Genomic DNA, 21,286 nt, shown 5'->3' on the forward strand with positions numbered 1-21,286 from the left:
TGCGCATGGTCCCGCTCAAGCCTGGACTCTTTACTAGAGAGATTACTCTATAAATCATTCTCACGCCGGTTGTCGCTCGTCAACATAAATAGATGGAACTCTCTAATTTTGATTTTCTCGTGACGGACCGGCGTGCTAAATCGGCCCTCACGGAAAGGAGAACGCGTCTTGAGGAAGGTGGACCCCGTCAAGCATGAGCGGAAGCGCGGGGAGATCCTCGGCGCGGCGATCCGCTGCTTCACCAGGGACGGCTTCCGCGGCGCCAGCACGACCGACATCTGCACCGAGGCGGGGATCAGTCCGGGGCACCTCTATCACTACTTTCCGAGCAAGATCGCGATCATCGAGGCGATGATCGATTTGGGTCTGGCTCGTTCGGCGGAGCGTTTCGAAAAGATTCTCTCGGCCACGAACGTGATCGAGGCGCTGCTCGCCGACATCGAGGAAACCAGCTTGCGGTTTCGTCCTGCCCAGATCCTCAATCTGGACGGCCTCGCGGAGGCCGCCCGCAATCCGGAATTCGCCAAGATCATCGAACGGCACACCGAAGCGGTTCGCCGCATGTGGGCCGACTTCCTGCGCCAGGCGCAAAGCCAGGGACGGGTGGATCCGGGACTGGACCCGGAGGCGACGGCAAACATCCTGATCGCGATCATCGACGGATCTCGCGCAATGCCGATCCGCAATCCGAAGCTGGATATCAAGCAGAGCACTGCGCATCTGAAGACGATGCTCATCCGCTTCCTGAGCCCGCCCGAAGCCGAGAACGCCGCGAGCAAGCCCCGCGATCAAAGGGCCAGCCGTCCCCTCACGCTGGTCAGGAAGCGATAGGGCGTCCACTTGCCACAAGGCGCTCTATCCCGCCTTCCGGGACTATTTCCGCAAGCACAAGCCGCCGTTCCTGGCGGTCTGGGCAAGAACGATCCGTTGATCCCGACCGCGCTGTTCCAGCGATCGCCGAAGGATGGCTGCGCGACGAGCCCGTCGCGCAAAGAAGCTCAGTTCCTCGCGGGAGCGGTTGCCGCCGCCGAGCGTGCCTGTCGCGGCGTGCGGGGTTCGGCGACCGGCGCCGCCGGTGCGCGCGAGCGCATGATGGCGGCATCGATCTCGGCAATGACGCGACGCTGGATCGCCTCGTTCTTGTCGATCGAGATGTGGCCGACGCCGGAGCCGCGCACGTCGACATTGTCGAGCTTGCCGCGAAAACCCGCTGCGGCCCGCACCGGCTCGCCGGGACCATCGCCGATATAGATGTTGATGTAACGCTCCGCGCCGGTCGAGAGCTTGGTCTTGAACACCGAATCGAGGCCGATCGCGAGCTTCACGGGCACGCCGAACTGATTGAGCTTGGCGATCATGTCCGGCAGCGCCGTCGCGCCGGAGGAATGGCCGACCAGGACGATGGTCTTGAGCCGGCCGGCCCTGTAGGCGGCCGCCGCTTCATCGGCGAGCGAGGACCAGGACACGAAGTTGGCGACGGTCACCGGGACGCCCTGCGCCTGGAGCCGGGCGCCGATCGTGTCGAGCCCGAGCGAGAAGATGTTGAGCACGCCACGGAGCAGGTAGACATGCGTGGTTGCCACAGCGGCCTGGCTCGGCGCGGCCTTGGCGGTGGTCGGGCTGATGGCAACAGCTGACAGCAGGAGCAGGCCCATCGCCCACACACGGAGGGTGGACAATTGGCTGGCGCCGGCGGTGTGACGGCCGTTCGGTCTCATCGATTTTTTCCCTGGAGACAATACGCTTAGCGATTGGCCGGAATCGTAGCCACGGCGCGCTCCCAGACGCAACAAAGAGCCGCGTGAGCGACAATCTTCGCAGCAAGCCGTGACCATCGCGCAACACTTGCCCGGAACATACCACTGAATGGCCTGTTTTGAGACCATTTTCCTCCGGGGAATTGCGGGCCAACAACAGCGTTCCTATTTCAGGGCTCCGCCGACCCGCCTTTCCGAGTGGGTCCGGCGTTCCCCTTTCCCTCCCCAGCCCGCCGGCCATCATGTCTTCCATCATTTCCGTCGCCAATCTGTCGAAGACCTATGGGTCCGGCTTCAAGGCGCTCAAGAACGTCAATCTCGACATCAAGCGCGGCGAGATTTTTGCGCTGCTCGGTCCCAACGGAGCCGGCAAGACCACGCTGATCTCGATCATCTGCGGCATCGCCAACCCGAGCGAAGGCAAGGTTTTGGTCGGCGGCGAGGACATCCAGACCTCCTACCGCAAGGCGCGCTCGCTGATCGGCCTCGTGCCGCAGGAATTGCACACCGACGCCTTCGAGAGCGTGTGGGCGACCGTGAGCTTCTCGCGCGGCCTGTTCGGCAAGCCGAAGAACCCCGAACATATCGAGAAGGTGCTGAAGGACCTCTCGCTGTGGGACAAGAAGGACAGCAAGATCATCACGCTCTCCGGCGGCATGAAGCGTCGCGTGATGATCGCCAAAGCGCTGTCGCACGAGCCGCAGATCCTGTTCCTGGACGAGCCCACCGCCGGCGTCGATGTCGAGCTGCGCAAGGGCATGTGGGAGGTGGTGCGCGGGCTTCAGCAGTCCGGCGTCACCATCATCCTCACCACGCACTACATCGAGGAGGCCGAGGAGATGGCCGACCGCATCGGCGTCATCAACAAGGGCGAGATCGTGCTGGTCGAGGACAAGACGACCTTGATGCAGAAGCTCGGCAAGAAGCGGCTGACGCTGCATCTGCAGGGCAAGATCGCCTCGCTGCCGGAGAGCCTTCGCCATTACGAGCTCGAGCTCTGCGATAACGGCGCGACGCTGGTCTACGACTACGACACCCAGGGCGAGCGCACGGGCATCACCAGCCTGCTCGGCGACCTGCGCACCGCCGGCATCCGCTTCAACGACCTCGACACGACGCAATCGTCGCTCGAGGACATCTTCGTCGATCTCGTGAGGACGTCATGAATCACCGCGCCATCCGCGCCATCTACCTGTTCGAAATGGCGCGCACCTGGCGCACGCTGCTGCAAAGCATCGTCTCGCCTGTGGTCTCGACTTCGCTCTATTTCGTGGTGTTCGGCGCCGCGATCGGCTCGCGCATCAGCCAGGTCGAGGGCGTCAGCTACGGCACCTTCATCGTGCCGGGCCTGATCATGCTCTCGGTGCTGACGCAGAGCATCGCCAACGCCTCCTTCGGCATCTACTTCCCGAAATTCACCGGCACGATCTACGAGATCCTGTCGGCGCCGATCTCCTATTTCGAGATCGTGCTCGGCTATGTCGGTGCCGCCGCGACCAAGTCGATCATCCTGGGCCTCATCATCCTGGCGACAGCCGGCCTGTTCGTGCCGCTGCACATCCAGCATCCGGTTTGGATGCTGGCCTTCCTGGTGCTGACCGCGGTGACGTTCAGCCTGTTCGGCTTCATCATCGGGATCTGGGCCGACGGCTTCGAAAAGCTGCAGATGATCCCGATGCTGGTGGTGACGCCGCTGACCTTCCTCGGCGGCAGCTTCTATTCCATCGACATGCTGCCGCCCACCTGGCGCACGGTCGCGCTGCTCAACCCGGTGGTGTACCTGATCTCCGGCTTCCGCTGGAGCTTCTACGAGATCGCAGACGTCAGCATGTCCGTCAGCATCGGCATGACGCTGGCGTTCCTGGTGATCTGCCTGGTCGTGATCTGGTGGATCTTCCGGACGGGATACCGGCTGAAGAACTGATTGCCGTCGTCATTCCGGGGCGCGCGCAGCGCGAGCCCGGAATCCATCGTGCGGCAGAGTTGGTGGACGAATGGATTCCGGGCTCGCCCTTCGGGCGCCCCGGAATGACTACGGTCGACTCACCGATAGCAATGGAAGCGGTGATGGCGGTCGTAATATCCGCGACAGCGGTGACGGTAGTGGCGGTGGGGAATGCCGAGCACGCCCTCGACTGCACCGACGGCCCCACCAACGCCGGCGCCGACGACGCCGCCGACTGCGCCGCCCACGGGCCCGCCGATGCGGTTACCTTCATAAGAACCCTCCTGCGCGCCGCGCACGATGCCCTGGGCATGACTGACTTGCGGCAGCGACAACAACGCCAGCAGGATGGCGGCGGCGGCGAACAGCAGGCGGACGGGCACACTGGCCGGCAATGGCGCGGCGGCGAGACGGGCTTTGTTCATTTTCGGTCCCCAGGGGAAGGAAAGAGGTAAACGGCGGCGGACGTGCCGCCTGTCGAGACAGGCCATTACCAACGCGCCGCGCGGCGGAATGGTTGCGCCTTTGTGACGAATTGTCGACGTTGTGAACGCGCCTCCGCTCGCGAAAATGTCAGCGGTGCCGCGCGTGGCGCGGCGCAGAGCGGCCTTGCTTACATCAGGCATCGCGTTAACGATGGGCCGGCAGCTCGCTGGAACGAAAGCCGGATTGCAGGCATATTGCACGCCGGGGACGGAGAGCCGCGGCGCCTAGCGTGAACAGGCCGGAGGCCGAGATTGATATGCGTTTCCAGATGCGTTCGTTTTTCATTGCTTTCACCTCATCGCTGCTCTTGAGCGCGGGTGCCGCGCAGGCCAAGGTCGAGATCACCGTCGACAAGGACAATCAGCAGATGACCGTCGCCGTCGACGGCGTCGCGCGCTATCACTGGCCGGTGTCGACCGGCATCCCCTCGCGCGAGACGCCGAACGGCGCGTTCCGCGCCTTCCGCATGGAAGAGGATCACTACTCCAAGGAATTCGACGACGCGCCGATGCCGCACGCGATCTTCTTCACCAAGGTTGGGCACGCCATCCACGGCACGGACTCGGTCGGCCGGCTCGGCTCGCCCGCCTCCCATGGCTGCGTGCGGCTGTCACGCCAGAATGCCTCGACGCTCTATGCGCTGGTTCAGCAGCAGGGCGTGCTCAACACCACGGTGACGCTGACCGGCTCGGCGCAGGTGGCGCTGGCTCGCAATCCGCGCGGCCGCAACGCCAATGCGGTGGCCCGCGCACCGCAGCCGGCTGAGGAGCAATACGCGACCGCCGGTGATCCCGTGAACCTGGCGCCGCCGGCGCAGCCCGCGCGCCGCTACATGCCGCAGGACGACAACTACATCTATCCGGCCGACGGCAGCGACACCGGCGCGCGCTATCCGGCGCCGCGCTCGGCCACCCGCCCGCTCTACGACACGCAGGTCTATCAGCAGCAGCAGCCGCGGACCTATTACGACCAGGGCTACGGCCAGCAAGGCTACTATCAGCCGCAGCCCCGGCAGTATTATCAGCCGCGCGGCTATTACTATCAGAACTGACGCGACCGCCATCAACCGCCCTCGCCGGCCGAGGCACCATGAAGCCACGTGCCACGACCGTTCTGATCGTGTTCTGCGTTCTGATGGCGGGACGGGCCATGGGATCGGATTTGGCCTTCGATCTCGAGGCGCATCGCGGCGGGCGGGCGCTGCTGCCGGAAAACACCCTGCCCGCCTTCGCCAATGCGCTGTCGATGGGCGTGGACACGCTGGAGCTCGACGTCGGTGTCACCGCCGACGGCGAGGTCATCCTGTCGCATGAGCGCGGGCTCAACCCCGATCTCGCACGCGGCCCCGATGGGGCCTACATCACCCCGCCCGGCACGCCTTTCGTGAAGCTGCGGCTCGACGAGGTCAGGACCTATGACGTCGGCCAGATCCGACCGGACAGTGCCTACGCGAAACAATTCCCCGACCAGCGTGCCGTGCCGGGGACGCGCATTCCCACCTTGCGCGAGCTGTTCGCACTGGTGCGCAAGTCCGGCAACGCGCGCGTCGGCTTCAACATCGAGACCAAGATCGATCCGAACCATCCGGATGAAGCGCCTGATCCGCAGGCCTTCGTCGCGAAGCTGCTCGGGGTGATCGAGACCGAAGGACTCTCCGACCGCGTCACGATCCAGTCGTTCGACTGGCGAACCCTGTTTCTCGTCCAGCAGCAGGCGCCTAAGATTCCGACCGTGTACCTGACGCTCCAGCGCGGCTCGAGCCCGACGGTGGCACGCGACAAGGCGACCAACTGGACGGCGGGCTTCAGCCCGGCCGACCACGGCGGCTCGCTGCCACGGACGATCAAGGCTGCGGGCGGCGCGATCTGGTCGCCTTACTTCGGCGATGTGACCGCGCCACTGGTCACCGAGGCCCATGAACTCGGACTGCGTGTCGTGGTCTGGACGGTCAACAAGCCCGAAGACATGGCGCGCATGATCGAGCTCGGCGTCGATGGGATCATCTCGGACAGGCCGGACCTGCTGCGGCAGATCGCCGGCGAGAAGGGGATCGCGCTGCCGTCAGGGACGCCGGTGGCGCCGTAAACCCAGATCTCGTGTCCCGGACGCGACGCAGCGCGTAGCGGTGCGGCGCAGAGCCGGGACCCAGAACGCCGCGCCATGGGCCCCGGCTCTGCAGCGCACCACTTCGTGCTGCGCTGCGTCCGGGGCACGAGATCACTTGAGGCGCGAAGCCTACTCCCCGTCCCGCAAACGCCGATACAGCGCGCCCAGGATATTCGAGTAATCGTCGGTCCAGACCCGCACCCTGTCGTCGGCTTCGGTCTGTACCCATTGCTTGGAGGATGCGAGCCTGCCGATGTCGGCCTCTTCGCGCGCGGAGATGACGACGTCGGTCGAAAAGATGTAGTCGGAATCGCGCCCGGAATCCTCGTTGAAGACCCAGCTCGTGAGATCGTTGGCGTCCGCAATGCCGACAACGACGGTCTCGAGATCCAGATGCCGGTTGGAGACGTGCATCACGACCGCGCCGTGGGGCGCGAGCTTGTCCTTGTAGATCTTCATCGCCTCTTCGGTGGCGAGATGAATCGGGATTGCATCGGACGAGTAGGCATCGACGATGATGAGATCGTAAGCGCCATCGGGCTCCTTCGCGAAGGTGAGGCGCGCATCGCCGATGACGGGCTTCATGTCCGGCATGCAGCTCGATATGTAGCGGAAATTCCTGGGGTCACGCGCCGCGTCGACCATGGACTGGTCGATCTCGAAGAAGGTCCAGTTCTCCCCCGGCTCGGCGGCGCAGGCGAGCGTGCCGGAGCCGACGCCGATCGCGGCGACCTTGAGCGGCGCGCCCTTGCGCTCGCGAATGGCGCTGACGGCCTGACCGATGCCGCCGTCCTTGTGATAATAGGTGATCGGCTCGGGCCGGCCGATGACCGGCGTGCCGTCATCGTTGCGGAAGCGCTCGGCGCCGTGAATGGTGGTGCCGTGCATCAGCACGTGGAAATAGCCGCCCGGCGTCACCACGATCTTGTGCACGCCGAAGAAGCTGCGCACCGTCGTGACGCGGCCCTCGTCCGCAGGATAAACACGGATCAACGCCAGCGCGAGCGCGACGGTGGCAAAGATCTTCCAGCGGCCGGCATTGAGGATCAGCGCGAGCAGCGCGGCGAGCACGCCGACGGCGCCGGCGACCCAGACGCGGTGATCCTCGAACCAGGTCGAGAGGTCGCCGGTCGTATACGACGGTGCGACGAGCGCCACCGCGAGCGCGGCGAGCGCCAGCCAGTACCATCTGACGATGCCGGCGAGGCGTTCGTTCGCGGAGGGGCGGCACAGCGCGGCAAGCGCGATCAGGATCGGATATTCGGCGATCCACGAGAAGGTGAATGGAGCGACGAGCCCTGCGAACAGGCCGCCGACCATCCCGCCGAACGACAGCGCGACATAGAAGCCGGTGAGATATCTGGCGGCCGGCCGCGTCCGCGCCAGTTCGCCGTGGCAGGCCATGGCAATGACGAAGAAGCACAATTGATGACCGCCGAGCGTCAGCAGCAGATTCTGCTCGCCGCCGAAGGCCAGCAGCACGACGACGCCCGCAATGGCGACCGGCTGGAGCATCAGCATCCATTTGTGCGGCAACAGCGGCCGCGACTGGAACACGACGACCCAGGTGAGCAGGTACAGCGACAGCGGCAGCACCCACAGGAGCGGCGCCGCGGCGACGTCGGTGGAGATGTGCGCAGTCACCGCGATGAGAAGGCCGGACGGCACCGCGGCCAGGAAGATCCAGCGCAGCCGCGTGACCAGCCCCGGCACCGGTGCGTTCACCTGCTCGTCCCGCGCGTCGGCGACTGCCAGCTTCGGCGAACGCAACAACAGCACGCCGCAGGCGCCGATGAGAACGATCAACAGGCCATAGCCTCCCGTCCAGAACCGGTTCTGCATGTGCAGCGTGAACATCGGCTCGAGCAGGAACGGATAGGACAACAATGCGAGGAAGCTGCCGATGTTGGAGGAGGCATAGAGGAAATAGGGATCGTGCCCGGCGGGATGGCCGGTGCGGACGAACCAGGCCTGCAGCAGCGGATTGTTGGCGGCGAGCGCGAAGAACGGCAGCCCGATCGAGACCACGAACAGGCCGAGCAGCCAGAACGCATAGCCCGAAGCGGGCGGCTCGCCATAGGCGGAGGCGATGCCGAGCGGCAGCGTGGCGAAGGCGGCAATCAGCAGCGCCATGTGCACCGCGACGGGAACGATGCGGCGCCGCACCTGCATCAAAAGATGCGCGTAGGCGTAACCGGCCAGCAGCAGCGACTGGAAGAACACCATGGCCACCGACCACACCGCCGGCGAGCCGCCGAGCCGCGGCAGCACCATCTTCGTGAACAGCGGCTGCACCGAGAACAGCAGCAGCGCGCTGACGAAGATCGCAGCCGTGTAGACCGCCAGCAGCAGCCGGTTGCGCGACGCCGAAGGCTGCTCCGTGGCGGCGGGTTGCACGATGGAATCCATGGATGCTCCGGCAAAACTCCGGCGGGCGCCGGACGCGCGCAATGGAGCACACCGTACCGCAACGGGCAATAAAGTGTGGCGCGATGTTGCAGCCAGAGACGCTTGCTATTAGAGGGTCGTTCCGGGGCGATGCGTAGCATCGAACCCGGAACCTCGAGATTCTCAGGTGCGCACTTGCGCGCCATAGTTCTCGCTTCGCGAGCCCCGGAATGACAGTACACTGGCTCTTGCATTCTTCATGACCGAAACCGACGTCGTCATCATCGGCGCTGGCCATAACGGCCTCACCTGCGCGGCCTATCTCGCGATGGCGGGCCTGCGGGTGCGCATGGTCGAGCGCCGCAAGGTGGTCGGCGGGGCCGCAGTCACGGAGGAGTTTCATCCGGGATACCGCAATTCGGTCGCAGCCTACACGGTGAGCCTGCTCAATCCGCAGGTGATCCGTGATCTCAAGCTCGCCGAGCACGGCCTGCGGATCGTCGAACGGCGCGCGCAGAATTTTCTACCCGCGCCCGACAGCAGCTATCTCCTCACCGGCGAGGGGCGGACGAAAGCGTCAGTCGCCCGGCTCAGCGCGCATGATGCGGAAGCCATCGACGGCTTCTCACGCGAGCTGGAAGACATCGCCGACGTGCTCAGGCAGTTCGTGCTGCGCGCGCCGCCGAACCTGCTCGACGGATTTGGCACGAACGCGATCCGCGAGGCCGTGAACGCGCTCCAGAGCGCCAACATCCTGCGCGGCCTCACGCTGGAGCAGAGCCGCAGCCTGCTCGATCTCTTCACCCGTTCAGCCGGCGAAATGCTGGACGAGCGCTTCGAGCATGATCTGGTCAAGGCACTGTTCGGCTTCGACGCCATCGTCGGCAACTATGCCAGCCCCTACGCCGCCGGCTCGGCCTATGTGATGCTGCATCACGCCTTCGGCGAGGTGAACGGCAAGAAAGGCGTCTGGGGCCACGCCATCGGCGGCATGGGCGCGATCACGCAGGCGATGGCGCGCGCGGCCCGCGACCATGGCGTCGTCATCGAAACGGATGCCGGCGTCCGTGAGATCATCGTGGAGCGCGACCGCGCCGTCGGCGTCGTGCTGGAGAACGGCTCGGCCGTCCGCGCAAGATATGTCGCGGCCAATGTCAATCCAAAGCTGCTCTACACGCGGCTGGTCGCGGCCGACGCTCTCCCTGCGGACTTCCTTGCCCGCATCCGGCACTGGAAGAACGGCTCCGGCACCTTCCGCATGAACGTGGCGCTGGACCGCCTGCCCTCCTTCACGGCGCTGCCGGGCGAGGGCGATCATCTCTCTTCCGGCATCATCCTGGCCCCGAGCCTCGGCTACATGGACCGCGCCTGGCTCGATGCGCGGGCGCAGGGCTGGAGCCGCGAGCCCGTCGTCGAGATGCTGATCCCCTCGACGCTCGACGACACGCTGGCGCCCGCAGGCAAGCATGTCGCGAGCCTGTTCTGCCAGCATGTCGCGCCGGAGCTTCCCGATGGAACATCGTGGGACGAGCATCGCGAAGAGGTCGCCGATCTCATGATCGCGACGGTGGACAAATACGCGCCCGGCTTTGCGGCGAGCGTGCTCGGCCGCCAGATCCTGTCCCCGCTCGATCTCGAACGGCAGTTCGGACTGTTGGGAGGCGACATCTTCCACGGCGCGCTGACGCTGAACCAGCTGTTCTCGGCGCGGCCGATGCTGGGCCATGCCGATTATCGCGGGCCCCTGAAGGGCCTGTACCATTGCGGCTCCGGGGCCCATCCCGGCGGCGGCGTCACCGGCGCCCCCGGGCACAACGCGGCGCAGGCGATCCTGCGGGATCACCGGTCGCTGTTCAGAAGCCGTGGATAGGTCTGTGGATTGCTTGTGGACAGGCTGTCGAAAGGTCTGTGGTCGGGCGGAGGATGCTGGGCAAGACCGTCGGGGCCGATCCTGGGGAAAGCCGGTGGAAAATCGTAGGGACAATTGCGGGGAAAAGCGGTGGATAGGGTCCCGGCAAGCCCGCGGACAACCTGTGAAGATCCGCAGAGAACAGATGCTGCAGAAACGACCTCGCCCGCCAGGGAATTCCCTGGCGGGCGGTGATCAGGAACAGCCTCTGAAGAAAAACAGCCCCCCGCTGGGAAATGCAGGCGGAAATTACTTCAAGGAGGTGCTAATCGAAGTGAACTTCTCATTCATGGTGGTGCCCAGGCCGTTCACCACGGTGATGATCGCCAGCGCGATACCCGCGGCAATCAGACCGTACTCGATCGCGGTTGCACCCGACTCGTCCGACCAGAACTTCTGAACCATGTGCTTCAAGACTCGCCTCCGTTTCAACTCCAAGCTGTGCTAGCTGGATCCAACACTTGAGAATGTATAGGGCGGAACCTTCGGTCGAGTTAACCCGGGAACCGCAAGTTGTCGGGAAATTGGCACCAAAAGTTCCCAAAATTGAACTCAACGGAACCCCTGAATGCAGCCTTCGCCCACCCATCGCGCCAGCTTTTCAATCGGCAGCGAGGCCGACGCCAGGCGCGTCGTCGACGTGCTCACCGAGGTGTTTTTCGAGGGCGATGCGGCGGTCGCCGCCTTCGAGCGGCCGGACGGACAATGGGACGTCACGCTCCATTTCGCCGAGGCGCCGGATCAGGCATGGCTGCGCGAACTCGTTGCAATTTCAGCAGGAAATGAGATCGCCGCGACCCTCGCCTTCGACACCGTCGAGGCCAAGGACTGGGTCAAGGCCAGCCTTGAGGATCTCGTGCCGGTCCCGGCCGGGCGCTTCGTCGTGCACGGCAGCCATGACCGTGACCGTGTGGCGCCTAACAAGCTCGCCATCGAGATCGAGGCAGCGCTCGCCTTCGGCACCGGTCACCACGGCACGACGCGCGGCTGTTTACTGCTGCTTGACCATGTCCTGAAGAGTTCCCGGCCGCAAAACGTGCTCGACCTCGGCACGGGGACCGGCGTGCTGGCGATCGCAGCGGCGAAGGCGCTGCATCGCGCCGTGCTTGCCTCCGACATCGATCCGCCCTCGGTGCGGGTGGCGGCTGAGAACGCCTCCCTGAACGAAGTCGGCAACAATGTGCGGGTGATCCGCGCCACGGGGTTTGCTGCGCCGGATTTTGCGCGCGCGGGCCCGTTCGACCTGGTGCTCGCGAACATCCTTGCCAATCCCTTGCGGCAATTGGCGAGCCCGATGGCGCGGCACCTGGCTCCTCGGGCCTACGTCATCCTCTCCGGCCTGCTGACGCCCCAGGCCCCAGCCGTGATCGCCGCCTATCGCGCGCGCGGGCTGGTGCCGCTGCGGCATTTGCGGATCGAGGGATGGAGCAGTTTGTTGCTGCGGAAGGTCGGATGAACGAGGTGCCTTAGGGTGGGCAAAGCGAAGCGTGCCCACCCTTCGTCCGTAACAAAGGAAAGATGGTGGGCACGGCGTTTTGCGCCTTTGCCCGCCTACGGCATCGTCAATACCGCTACTCTACCGGCTTTTCGTCGCGGCGCATCGCGCGCTGCTCCTGCAAGGTGCGCCTCGCGCGGCGCTCGGCGAAACGATCGATCATTTGGCTGATGAGACCGCGCGGCTTCTTCGGTGGTGTTGCAGCCGGGCCGCGGCGCGCTGGCGGCGAAATCTTCTCAAACGTGAACGCTGGCATCGTGTGTCCCCTCGCCGTTGAGATGAACCACTTGCTCGAATTTCCCTGTTATCCGGACGAAGCGCAACTGCCGCATCCTTACTCCACTCGATTCGAATGGACCTATTTCAAGCACAGTCCATGCCAGATGCGACGTAAATGCGTCGAGATTGCGGACCGATCCCCATGATCCTAAAGTGATCCACCATGTTCGAAGCACACTTCCAGACATTCGAGGAGCCGGAGGCCGGTGTCGCATTGACGGCACGGCTGGCCGCACTTCGCGAAGAACTCGCCCGTCGCAAGCTGACCGGCTTCGTGATCCCACGCGCCGATCAGCAGCAGAACGAATATGTGCCGCCGTCGGAAGAGCGGCTGGCCTGGCTGACCGGCTTTACGGGCTCGGCGGGACTGGCGGTGGTGCTGTCCCAGGAAGCTGCAGTGTTCGTCGACGGCCGCTACACGCTTCAGGCCGCCAAGCAGGTCGACGCAAAGGCCTGGGCCGTGGAATCGCTGATCGACCCGCCGCCGGAGAGCTGGGTGGCGGCGCATCTGAAAGCCGGTGACCGCCTTGGATTCGATCCGTGGCTGCACACTTTTGCGGCAGCCGAACGCCTGTCCGCAGCCTGCACCAAGGCCGGCGCCGAGCTGGTTGCCGTCGACAGCAATCCGATCGACGCGATCTGGCAGGACCGGCCGCAGCCGCCGCTCGCTCCCGTCGCCGTGCACGGCCTCCAGCATGCCGGCGTCACTGAAGCCGAGAAGCTGACGCAGATCAGGGGCGAGATCGCCAAGCTCGGAACCGATGCGCTGGTGCTGTCGGACAGCCACGCGGTGGCCTGGACCTTCAACATCCGCGGCGCCGACGTCGCGCACACGCCGCTGCCGCTGTCCTACGCGCTGGTGCCGAAGGACGGCCGTCCCACCATCTTCATCGACCACCGCAAGCTCTCCAATCTCACGCGCGACCATCTCGAGCAGTCCGCCGACGTGCGAGAACCGGACGCCATGGCGCCGGCACTGATGGCGCTCGCCAAAAGCGGCGCGGCGATCGCTCTCGACAACACCACCGCGGCCGACGCGCTGAGCCGGCTGATCGCGGGCGCCGGCGGCAAGCCGGTGCGCGGCAGCGATCCCGTGGCACTGCTCAAGGCGGTCAAGAACGCGACCGAGATCAAGGGCACCAAGACGGCCCATGTGCGCGACGCCGTGGCGCTGGCGCGCTTTCTCGCATGGATCGATCGCGAGGCGCCAAGCGGCAAGCTGACCGAGATCGATGCGGTGGAGGCGCTGGAAACGTTCCGCCGCGATACCGGCGCGCTCAAGGACGTGTCGTTTCCGACCATCTCCGGCACCGGCCCGAACGGCGCCATCGTGCACTACCGCGTCACCCGCAAGAGCAACCGGCGGATCGCGCCCGGCGACCTGCTGCTGATCGATTCCGGCGCGCAATATGAAGACGGCACCACCGACGTCACGCGCACCATGGCGGTCGGCGAGCCCACGGACGAGATGCGCGACCGCTTCACCCGCGTGCTGCGCGGCCATATCGCGATCGCGCGCGCGATCTTCCCCGACGGCACCACGGGAGCGCAGCTCGACACGCTGGCGCGGCAGTATCTCTGGGCTGCCGGCCTCGATTTCGAGCACGGCACCGGCCACGGCGTCGGCAGCTATCTCTCGGTGCACGAAGGGCCGGCGCGGATCTCGAAGCTCGGCACCACGCCGCTGAAGCGCGGCATGATCCTCTCCAACGAGCCCGGCTACTACAAGACCGACGGTTTCGGCATCCGTATCGAGAACCTCGAGCTGGTCGTCGCCGCCGACATCAAGGGCGCCGAGAAGCCGATGAACGCGTTCGAGACGCTGACCCTGGCGCCGATCGACCGCCGGCTGATCGATGCGGCGATGCTGAGCCGCGATGAACTCGATTGGCTCAATGCCTATCACGCCCGCGTCCGGGCCGAGGTGCGGCCAGCGCTGGACGAGGCGACGAAGGCCTGGCTCGATCAGGCGACCGCGGAGCTGAAGGCTTAATCACTCATTCCCAGCCGCATAGCACTACGCGATCAGCGCAACGCTGCTTCCCCATATCCCCCTTCTGTCTCTGGAATACTGGATTCCCCGCCTGCGCGGGGAATGACACCTGCTTTATCGCGTAAGCAGCGCGCCCAATCATAACCGTCCCGGAATCCGTATAGCCGCATTCCGAAACGCCGATATCCGTCTTGCGCGGGCGCGCTACAGTCGATTCGAATTCGAGAGACGGACACGCATGCACGGCATGATCAGCAAGCCGCCGGGAGCGGCCACCAGCATCGCGACATCGCGCGTCGTGTTGCTGCTGCTGGTCGTCATGACCGGGATCGCGCCGATCTCGCTCTACATGCTGGTTCCGGCGCTGCCGGTGCTGGCGACGAATTTCGACAGCGACATCTCGATCGCTCAGATGACCGTCTCGCTCTACATGGTCGGCATCGCGCTGTCGCAGCTGATCATGGGACCGCTGTCGGACCGGTTCGGACGGCGCCCGGTGCTGCTCGGAGGGCTGGTGCTGATGGTCGCGGCCAGCATCGCCTGCATCTTCGCGCAGAACCTGCCGCAACTGATCGCCGCGCGCTTCTTCCAGGCGCTGGGCGGCGCCGCCGGCATGGTGGTCAGCCGTGCCATAATCCGCGACATCTACGAGCGCGACCGCGTCGCCTCGATGATCAGTCTCGTCATCGCCGCGCTGATGATCGGGCAGATGGTGTCGCCGCTCACCGGCGGCCTGATCGAGACCGCGTTCGGCTGGCGCGCGATCTTCTACGCCATCACCATCGCCGCGATCGTTGTCGCCGTCGGTATCGCGGTGGCGCTGCCTGAGACCCGCCGCAGCCGCGCCGCCGGCAGCGGCTTCCGCCGCGACGTCGGCATGCTGATCACGAACCGCGCCTTCGTCGGTTATGTGATGTGCCAGGTGCTGGCTTCGCAGATCATCTTCACCTTCGCCGGTGGCGGCCCCTACATCGTGGTAACGCAGATGGGCCGGACCAGCGCCGAATACGGCGCCTGGTTCGCGACGACGGGCTTTGCCTATCTCGTCGGCAATCTGCTCTGCGTGCGCTTTGCGCCGCGGCACTCACTGGAGAGACTGATCTGGCTCGGGCTCGCCCTCCAGCTCTGCGGCAGCCTGTTGAACCTGCTCTGGAGCCTCGTCGGCTGGAACGAGGCGCCCGCCTGGCTGTTCGGCACGCAGATGATCGTGATGGCCGGCAATGCGTTCGTGATGGCGAATTCCGCCGCCGGCGCCATCAGCATCCGCCCGGAGGCTGCCGGCACCGCCTCGGGTGCCATGGGCTTCCTCCAGCAAGGCATCGGCGCGCTGATGTCGCAATTCGGCGCCTATCTCGGTGGCCATTCCGCAACGACTCTGCCGCTCACCTCCGCGGTCCTCGCGATCTCCTTGCTCTGCGCCTGCACGATGATCTTCGTCGTCCCTCGGCGCGAGGTGACGGTGAGCGAGACACTGATCGACAAGGCCGAGGAGGAAGAGACGGGGATGATGTAGGGGGCGCGGTGCTCTCTCCCCCGTCATTGCGAGCGGAGTGAAGCAATCCAGACTGTCACTGCGGAAAGATTCTGGATTGCTTCGTCGCTACGCTCCTCGCAATGACGGAGAGAGACCTCACTCCCCGATCAGCTTCAGCCACTCGTCTTCGGTCAGGACCTTGACCCCGTGCTTGTTGGCTTCCGCGAGCTTCGAGCCCGCGCCGGGGCCGGCGACGACGAGATCGGTCTTCTTCGACACCGAGCCCGACACCTTTGCCCCCAAACGCTCTGCTGTGGCCTTGGCTTCATCCCGCGTCATCTTCTCCAGCGAGCCCGTGAACACCACGGTCTTGCCGGCGACGGCCGAATTGCTCTTCGGCTTCTCGGCGTCGACGATCTCGACCTCCTTCGTCAGCCGCTCGACGATGCCGCGGTTGTGGCTCTCGCCGAAATAATCGGCGATGCTCTTGATCACGGTGTCGCCGATCTGGTCGAGCGCGTCCATCTCCGCGATCGCCTCCTCGTCGCCCTTGGCGACCTTGAGGCAGGCATCGTGGAAGGCGTCCCACGAGCCGTAGCCGCGAGCCAGGGCCAGCGCCGTGGTCTCGCCGACATGGCGCATGCCGAGCGCATAAATGAAGCGTTCCAGCGCAATTCTGCGCCGGCTCTCGATCGCACCGAACAGATTGCGGACCGAGGTCGTGCCATAGCCCTCGATCTCCTCGAGCTTGAGCTTCGCGTTGCGCTTCTCCAGCGTGAAGATGTCGGCGGGCTCCTTCACCCACCCCTCGTCGAAGAAATACTGAAGCTGCTTCTCGCCGAGGCCGTCGATGTCGAAGGCGCGCCGCGACACGAACAGCTTGAGATGCTCGATCTTCTGATAGGGACAGGCGAACTCGCCGGTGCAGCGGGCGCGCGAGCCCTCCTCGCCCGTCGCCGTCTCCTCGCGCACGACGTCGGTGTGCAGCGGACACGGGCACTTCTTCGGGAAGTGGAACTCCTTGGCACTACGGGGCCGCTTGTCGATGACGACGTCGACCACCTGCGGGATGACGTCGCCGGCGCGCTGGATCACGACGGTGTCGCCGATCCTGATGTCACGGCCCTCGCGCAGCACCTCGCCCTTGTTGCCGATGCCCTTGATGTAGTCTTCGTTGTGCAGCGTGACGTTCTGCACGATGACGCCGCCGACGCCGACCGGCTCGAGCTTGCCGACCGGCGTGAACGACCCGGTACGGCCGACCTGGATCTCGATGTCGCGCAGCACCGTCATGGCGCGCTCGGCCGGGAATTTGTGCGCGATGCCCCAGCGCGGCGTGCGCGAGACGAAGCCGAGCCGCTCCTGCCAGTCGATGCGGTCGACCTTGTAGACGACACCATCGATGTCGTAGTCGAGCCGTGCGCGCTGCTCCTCGATCGCATGATGAAAGGCGAGCAATTCCTCGACCGAGTGACAGAGCCTGGTCAGTGGATTGGTCCTGAAGCCGCAGCGCTCGAACCAGGCGATCATGCCGCTCTGCGTGTCTTCCGGCATCGCGCTCATCTGCCCCCACGCGTAGGCGAAGAAGCCGAGCGGGCGCGAGGCGGTGATGGTCGGGTCCTTCTGCCGGAGCGAGCCCGCGGCCGAATTGCGCGGATTGGCGAAAATGGTGCCGCCCTCGGCCTTCTGCCGCTCGTTGAGCGCCAGGAAGGCCTTCTTGGTCATGTAGACCTCGCCGCGAACCTCGCAGATCTCGGGGACGTTGCGGCCCTTCAGCTTCTGGGGCACGTCTTCGAGCGTGCGGATGTTGGCGGTGACGTCCTCGCCGACCGCACCGTCGCCGCGCGTTGCGGCGGTGACGAGCTCGCCGCCCTCGTAGCGCAGCGACATCGAGAGGCCATCGATCTTCGGCTCGGCGGAGAAATCGACCCTGTCGTCGTCGAGCTTCAGGAATCGCACGATGCGGCCGACGAAGTCGCGCACGTCCTCTTCGGCAAAGGCGTTGTCGAGCGACAGCATGGGAACGGCATGCCGGACTTTCTTGAAGCGGCCCGACGGCGCCGCGCCGACCTTCTGCGAGGGCGAGTCCGCGGTGACGAACTCGGGAAAGCGCTTCTCGATCGCGTTGAAGCGCTGGCGCAGCGCGTCGTACTCGGCGTCGGTGACGGTGGGCGCGTCCTCCTGGTAGTAGCGCTCGTTGTGCCCCTCGATCTCGAGCGCGAGCCGCATGTGCTCGACCTTGGCCTGCGCCTTGGTGAGGTCGGCGACGTCGCGAAGCGGTTTCGATTTTGCTGCTCTTGCCATTTTACTTAAGGTTGCGTCTCGTCGTTCCGGGATGGTCCGAAGGACCAGACCCGGAACCTCGAGATTCCGGGTTCGCACTTCGTGCGCCCCGGAATGACGGTTGGGAGGGGCTTGTGGCGTATTACGTCTATATTCTAGCAAGCCGGCGAGATGGGGCAATCTACGTCGGCATCACCAATAACCTTGTGCGCCGCGTCTACGAGCATCGAATCAAGGCCGCGCCAGGCTTCACGGCCAGATACAACATCACGCAACTGGTCTGGTTCGAGATCTATGATGACCCTATCTCGGCAATCTCTCGCGAGAAGGAGCTGAAGAAGTGGAAGCGGGCCTGGAAAACCCAGCTGATCGAGAAGGACAATCCAAATTGGGATGATCTCTACGACTCGATCTGCAACTGAAGGAGTCATTCCGAGGCGGCCCGAGGAGCCGAACCCGGAATCTCGAGATTCTCAGGTGCGCAAGTGCGCACCGTAGTTCGATGCTTCGCATCGCCCCGGAATGACGGTGTGTATTATTAAGCCGTCGCCGCCTTGAGCAGCCGTTCCGCGGCCGCCCTCGCCTCCGCCGTGATCTCCGCGCCTGCCAGCATGCGCGCGATTTCCTCGCGGCGGTGGTCGGCGGCGAGCGCATTGACGCGGGTGGCGACGCGCTTGCCCTTGTCGAGGGCGTCCTTGGAGATCAGGAGGTGCTGGTCGGCGCGGGCGGCGACCTGTGGGGCGTGGGTCACGGCCATGACCTGGACCTTGCCGGCAAGGCGCGCGAGGCGCCCGCCAATGGCGTCCGCAACCGCACCGCCGACGCCGGTGTCGATCTCGTCGAACACCAGGGTCGGCGCCGAACCGCGGTCGGACAGCACGACCTTGAGCGCGAGGAGGAAGCGCGACAGCTCGCCGCCGGAGGCGACCTTCATCAGCGGCCCCGGCTTGGTGCCCGGATTGGTCTGGACCCAGAACTCGACACGGTCGAAGCCTTGCGGACCGGGTGCGGCCTCGTCGGTCTCGACCTGGGTCATGAATTTGGCCCGTTCGAGCTTGAGCGGCGCGAGCTCGGCATTGACCGCCTTGTTGAGCTTCTCCGCCGATTTCTGCCGCGCCAATGACAGCTTCTTGGCGGCAGCGGCATAGCGGCCGTCTGCCTCGATCGCGGCCTGCTCCAGCTTCTTGAGCCGCGAGGCGCCGGCATCGATCAGCACGACGTCGGCGGCATATTTGGCGGCAAGCGCGGCGAGGCCGTCGACCGGCGTCGAATATTTGCGCGAGGCGGCGCGAAGGGCGAACAGCCGTTCCTCGATGCGCTCGAGCTCGGCCGGATCGAAATCGGTCGCGGCGAGCGCCGCCTGGAGATGCTGGTCGGCTTCCTCCAGCGCGTTGATCGCAGCGTCGATCGCCTTCACCGCAGGCTCGACCAGCGCCGGCGAGTTGACGCCGCGGCGCTCCAGCCGGCGCACCGCCGCCGACAGCGCAGCGACCGGCGAATGATTGCCGCCGACCGCCTCCTGCGCCTCGCGCAGGTCGGAAGCGATCTTCTCGCCCTGCATCATGGTGGTGCGGCGCGAGGCCAGCGCGGTCTCCTCGCCATCCTTGGGCGCGAGCTGCTTCAGCTCGTCGGAGGCATGGCGGAGATAATCGGCCTCGCGCGCGGCGCTCTCCATGGCGGCGCGATGCTCCTCCAGCGCGGTATTGGCGGTACGGCGGGCGTCCCAGAGCGATTCGACCTCGGCGACGTCCTTTTCCAGGCCGGCAAAAGCATCGAGCAGGCGGCGGTGGGTGGCGGCATCGACCAGCGCGCGCTCGTCGTGCTGGCCGTGGATCTCGACCAGGGCGGCACCGACTGCCTTCAGCGTCTGCACGCTGATCGACTGGTCGTTGATGAAGGCGCGGGTGCGACCGTCGGCGAGCTGCACCCGACGGAGAATCATCTCGCAAGAGTCTTCAACACTCGTATCGTCGAGGCCGTTCTCGGCGAGGATCTTCGCTGCGGGGTGATTCTTCGGGACATCGAACACGGCGGTGACCTGCCCCTGCTCCGCGCCGTGGCGCACGAGGCCGGCATCGCCCCGGCCACCGAGCGCCAGTGCAAAGGCATCGAGCAGGATGGATTTGCCCGCACCGGTCTCGCCGGTCAAAACCGCGAGGCCCGAGGCGAATTCGATATCGAGCCGTTCGATCAGGACGATGTCACGGATCGACAGACGCGCCAGCATGGAACCAAATTTCCTAGCCGAGACCCATCTTCTTGAAGGTCCGGCTGATCCAGGACCCCTGATTCTCGCTCGGCTCGAGACCGCCGGATTTTACAAGATTATAGGCGTCCTTGTACCAGCGGCTGTCAGGAAAATTGTGCCCAAGCACCGCCGCCGCGGTCTGCGCCTCGCCGACGATGCCGATCGCCATATAGGCCTCGGTGAGCCGGAACAGTGCCTCCTCGACGTGGCGGGTGGTCTGGTACTGCGTGACGACGGTCTTGTAGCGGTTGATCGCGGCCGTGTAGTCGCGCTTCTGGGCGTAGTAGCGGCCGACGTTCATTTCCTTGCCGGCGAGCTGGTCGCGCGCACCCTCGATCTTGGCCTTGGCCGAAGTCGCATATTCGGAAGTCGGATATTTGCGCACCACCTCTTCCAGAGCGGCAATCGCCTTCTCGGTGCGGGCCTGGTCGCGGCTGATGTCCGGGATCTGGTCGTAATGGGAGGCGGCGATCAGATATTGCGCATAGGCCGCGTCCGGGCTGCCCGGATGCAGCGTCACGTAGCGGGTGGCAGCGCCGATGCAGCCGTCATAGTCGCCGCCCTGATAGGACGCATAGGCCGACATCAGCAGCGATTTGCGGGCCCAGTCGGAATAAGGATGCTGGCGGTCGACCTCTTCGAACTTCTTGGTCGCCGCCTTCATGTCCTTCTTCTCGTTCATGAGGTACAGGCCCTCATTGTAGATCTTGTCGGCGGGCTCCTCGACGAAGGTGTCGTCCTTGGCAGTGAACTTGTCCCAGAGCGAGCCCGTGCCGCAGCCGGCGAGCGGCAGCGCGAGCATGATGAAGGTGACGGCCTGCAGCAGCCCACGGGCTCGCGACGAGACCGAGAAATATCCGCGCGTCATACGCTGTGCCGACATGAGTTTAAGCCCTGACGCCCTGTGATGCGGTGTCCGCCAG

Annotated in this window: 18 protein-coding genes; 10 read left to right on the forward strand and 8 right to left on the reverse strand. The window is 65.2% G+C overall.

Annotated elements, in window-relative coordinates; translation table 11 throughout:
• The first annotated feature begins 168 nt into the window (after positions 1–168).
• Positions 169–831: a TetR/AcrR family transcriptional regulator gene (locus ACM42_RS27945; RefSeq protein WP_271530872.1), complete on the forward strand. Its 663-nt coding sequence runs from the start codon at positions 169–171 to the stop codon at positions 829–831.
• 167 nt (positions 832–998) lie between these two features.
• On the opposite strand, the gene ACM42_RS27950 is transcribed toward ACM42_RS27945, so the two are convergent.
• Positions 999–1,718, reverse strand: a complete 720-nt coding sequence (locus ACM42_RS27950; RefSeq protein ID WP_271530873.1) for a hypothetical protein — start codon at positions 1,716–1,718, stop codon at positions 999–1,001.
• Positions 1,719–1,999: 281 nt separating this feature from the next.
• Here ACM42_RS27950 and ACM42_RS27955 point away from each other — a divergent pair, with 281 nt between their 5' ends.
• Positions 2,000–2,923 (forward strand): ABC transporter ATP-binding protein, encoded by a 924-nt coding sequence (locus ACM42_RS27955; protein ID WP_271530874.1) that lies wholly within the window; start codon positions 2,000–2,002, stop codon positions 2,921–2,923.
• Positions 2,920–3,681: an ABC transporter permease gene (locus ACM42_RS27960; RefSeq protein ID WP_028178298.1), complete on the forward strand. Its 762-nt coding sequence runs from the start codon at positions 2,920–2,922 to the stop codon at positions 3,679–3,681. The genes ACM42_RS27955 and ACM42_RS27960 overlap by 4 nt, the downstream gene beginning before the upstream one ends.
• 119 nt (positions 3,682–3,800) lie before the next feature.
• Here the strand turns inward: ACM42_RS27960 and ACM42_RS27965 are convergent, their stop codons facing one another.
• Positions 3,801–4,127, reverse strand: a complete 327-nt coding sequence (locus ACM42_RS27965) for a hypothetical protein (RefSeq protein WP_271530875.1) — start codon at positions 4,125–4,127, stop codon at positions 3,801–3,803.
• A 329-nt stretch (positions 4,128–4,456) separates the two neighbouring features.
• On the opposite strand from ACM42_RS27965, the gene ACM42_RS27970 reads away from it, so the two are divergent.
• A complete protein-coding gene (locus ACM42_RS27970; protein ID WP_035675393.1) occupies positions 4,457–5,239 on the forward strand; it encodes a L,D-transpeptidase in 783 nt (260 codons plus the stop codon).
• Between the two features lie 38 nt (positions 5,240–5,277).
• Complete coding sequence (locus tag ACM42_RS27975; RefSeq protein ID WP_271530876.1) at positions 5,278–6,273, forward strand: glycerophosphodiester phosphodiesterase; 996 nt, start codon at positions 5,278–5,280, stop codon at positions 6,271–6,273.
• Positions 6,274–6,423: 150 nt separating this feature from the next.
• Here ACM42_RS27975 and ACM42_RS27980 read toward each other — a convergent pair whose 3' ends face one another.
• On the reverse strand, positions 6,424–8,703 hold the full coding sequence (locus tag ACM42_RS27980) for a fused MFS/spermidine synthase (protein ID WP_271530877.1): 2,280 nt from the start codon (positions 8,701–8,703) through the stop codon (positions 6,424–6,426).
• Positions 8,704–8,941: 238 nt separating this feature from the next.
• Here ACM42_RS27980 and ACM42_RS27985 point away from each other — a divergent pair, with 238 nt between their 5' ends.
• Positions 8,942–10,552, forward strand: coding sequence for a phytoene desaturase family protein (locus ACM42_RS27985; RefSeq protein ID WP_271530878.1), 1,611 nt, complete (start codon positions 8,942–8,944; stop codon positions 10,550–10,552).
• Positions 10,553–10,840: 288 nt separating this feature from the next.
• Here ACM42_RS27985 and ACM42_RS27990 read toward each other — a convergent pair whose 3' ends face one another.
• A complete protein-coding gene (locus ACM42_RS27990; RefSeq protein ID WP_124160098.1) occupies positions 10,841–10,996 on the reverse strand; it encodes a Flp family type IVb pilin in 156 nt (51 codons plus the stop codon).
• Between the two features lie 163 nt (positions 10,997–11,159).
• Here ACM42_RS27990 and ACM42_RS27995 point away from each other — a divergent pair, with 163 nt between their 5' ends.
• Entirely contained in the window at positions 11,160–12,047 is an 888-nt protein-coding gene (locus ACM42_RS27995) for a 50S ribosomal protein L11 methyltransferase (RefSeq protein ID WP_271530879.1), read from the forward strand.
• 115 nt (positions 12,048–12,162) lie between these two features.
• Here ACM42_RS27995 and ACM42_RS28000 read toward each other — a convergent pair whose 3' ends face one another.
• Positions 12,163–12,342 carry a hypothetical protein gene (locus tag ACM42_RS28000; RefSeq protein ID WP_271530880.1) on the reverse strand — a complete coding sequence of 60 codons (180 nt, stop codon included), beginning with the start codon at positions 12,340–12,342 and terminating at the stop codon, positions 12,163–12,165.
• 186 nt (positions 12,343–12,528) lie between these two features.
• Here ACM42_RS28000 and ACM42_RS28005 point away from each other — a divergent pair, with 186 nt between their 5' ends.
• Together ACM42_RS28005 and ACM42_RS28010 are read left to right on the forward strand one after the other, a co-directional pair.
• Positions 12,529–14,358, forward strand: a complete 1,830-nt coding sequence (locus ACM42_RS28005) for an aminopeptidase P family protein (RefSeq protein ID WP_271530881.1) — start codon at positions 12,529–12,531, stop codon at positions 14,356–14,358.
• Between the two features lie 238 nt (positions 14,359–14,596).
• The gene (locus ACM42_RS28010) at positions 14,597–15,871 is read left to right on the forward strand and encodes a multidrug effflux MFS transporter (RefSeq protein ID WP_271530882.1); all 1,275 of its coding nucleotides are present in this window, start codon (positions 14,597–14,599) and stop codon (positions 15,869–15,871) included.
• A gap of 117 nt (positions 15,872–15,988) precedes the next feature.
• Here ACM42_RS28010 and ligA read toward each other — a convergent pair whose 3' ends face one another.
• Positions 15,989–18,136, reverse strand: a complete 2,148-nt coding sequence (ligA, locus tag ACM42_RS28015; protein WP_271530883.1) for an NAD-dependent DNA ligase LigA — start codon at positions 18,134–18,136, stop codon at positions 15,989–15,991.
• 113 nt (positions 18,137–18,249) lie between these two features.
• Here ligA and ACM42_RS28020 point away from each other — a divergent pair, with 113 nt between their 5' ends.
• Entirely contained in the window at positions 18,250–18,537 is a 288-nt protein-coding gene (locus tag ACM42_RS28020; RefSeq protein ID WP_271530884.1) for a GIY-YIG nuclease family protein, read from the forward strand.
• 116 nt (positions 18,538–18,653) lie between these two features.
• On the opposite strand, the gene recN is transcribed toward ACM42_RS28020, so the two are convergent.
• Positions 18,654–20,342, reverse strand: coding sequence for a DNA repair protein RecN (gene recN, locus ACM42_RS28025; RefSeq protein WP_271530885.1), 1,689 nt, complete (start codon positions 20,340–20,342; stop codon positions 18,654–18,656).
• Between the two features lie 13 nt (positions 20,343–20,355).
• Positions 20,356–21,246, reverse strand: coding sequence for an outer membrane protein assembly factor BamD (locus ACM42_RS28030; RefSeq protein ID WP_028177055.1), 891 nt, complete (start codon positions 21,244–21,246; stop codon positions 20,356–20,358).
• Positions 21,247–21,286: the final 40 nt, after the last annotated feature.

It is taken from the genome of Bradyrhizobium sp. CCBAU 25338 (genome assembly GCF_028128965.1).
Taxonomy (GTDB): domain Bacteria; phylum Pseudomonadota; class Alphaproteobacteria; order Rhizobiales; family Xanthobacteraceae; genus Bradyrhizobium; species Bradyrhizobium liaoningense.

Excerpts from the sequence above, each read along its gene's own strand:
- ACM42_RS27950 (WP_271530873.1), bottom strand. The coding sequence starts at position 1,718 with ATGAGACCGAACGGCCGTCACACCGCCGGCGCCAGCCAATTGTCCACC.
- ACM42_RS27955 (WP_271530874.1), top strand. The coding sequence starts at position 2,000 with ATGTCTTCCATCATTTCCGTCGCCAATCTGTCGAAGACCTATGGGTCC.
- ACM42_RS27960 (WP_028178298.1), top strand. The coding sequence starts at position 2,920 with ATGAATCACCGCGCCATCCGCGCCATCTACCTGTTCGAAATGGCGCGC.
- ACM42_RS27965 (WP_271530875.1), bottom strand. The coding sequence starts at position 4,127 with ATGAACAAAGCCCGTCTCGCCGCCGCGCCATTGCCGGCCAGTGTGCCC.
- ACM42_RS27970 (WP_035675393.1), top strand. The coding sequence starts at position 4,457 with ATGCGTTCGTTTTTCATTGCTTTCACCTCATCGCTGCTCTTGAGCGCG.
- ACM42_RS27975 (WP_271530876.1), top strand. The coding sequence starts at position 5,278 with ATGAAGCCACGTGCCACGACCGTTCTGATCGTGTTCTGCGTTCTGATG.
- ACM42_RS27980 (WP_271530877.1), bottom strand. The coding sequence starts at position 8,703 with ATGGATTCCATCGTGCAACCCGCCGCCACGGAGCAGCCTTCGGCGTCG.
- ACM42_RS27985 (WP_271530878.1), top strand. The coding sequence starts at position 8,942 with ATGACCGAAACCGACGTCGTCATCATCGGCGCTGGCCATAACGGCCTC.
- ACM42_RS27990 (WP_124160098.1), bottom strand. The coding sequence starts at position 10,996 with ATGGTTCAGAAGTTCTGGTCGGACGAGTCGGGTGCAACCGCGATCGAG.
- ACM42_RS27995 (WP_271530879.1), top strand. The coding sequence starts at position 11,160 with ATGCAGCCTTCGCCCACCCATCGCGCCAGCTTTTCAATCGGCAGCGAG.
- ACM42_RS28000 (WP_271530880.1), bottom strand. The coding sequence starts at position 12,342 with ATGCCAGCGTTCACGTTTGAGAAGATTTCGCCGCCAGCGCGCCGCGGC.
- ACM42_RS28005 (WP_271530881.1), top strand. The coding sequence starts at position 12,529 with ATGTTCGAAGCACACTTCCAGACATTCGAGGAGCCGGAGGCCGGTGTC.
- ACM42_RS28010 (WP_271530882.1), top strand. The coding sequence starts at position 14,597 with ATGCACGGCATGATCAGCAAGCCGCCGGGAGCGGCCACCAGCATCGCG.
- ligA (WP_271530883.1), bottom strand. The coding sequence starts at position 18,136 with ATGGCAAGAGCAGCAAAATCGAAACCGCTTCGCGACGTCGCCGACCTC.
- recN (WP_271530885.1), bottom strand. The coding sequence starts at position 20,342 with ATGCTGGCGCGTCTGTCGATCCGTGACATCGTCCTGATCGAACGGCTC.
- ACM42_RS28030 (WP_028177055.1), bottom strand. The coding sequence starts at position 21,246 with ATGTCGGCACAGCGTATGACGCGCGGATATTTCTCGGTCTCGTCGCGA.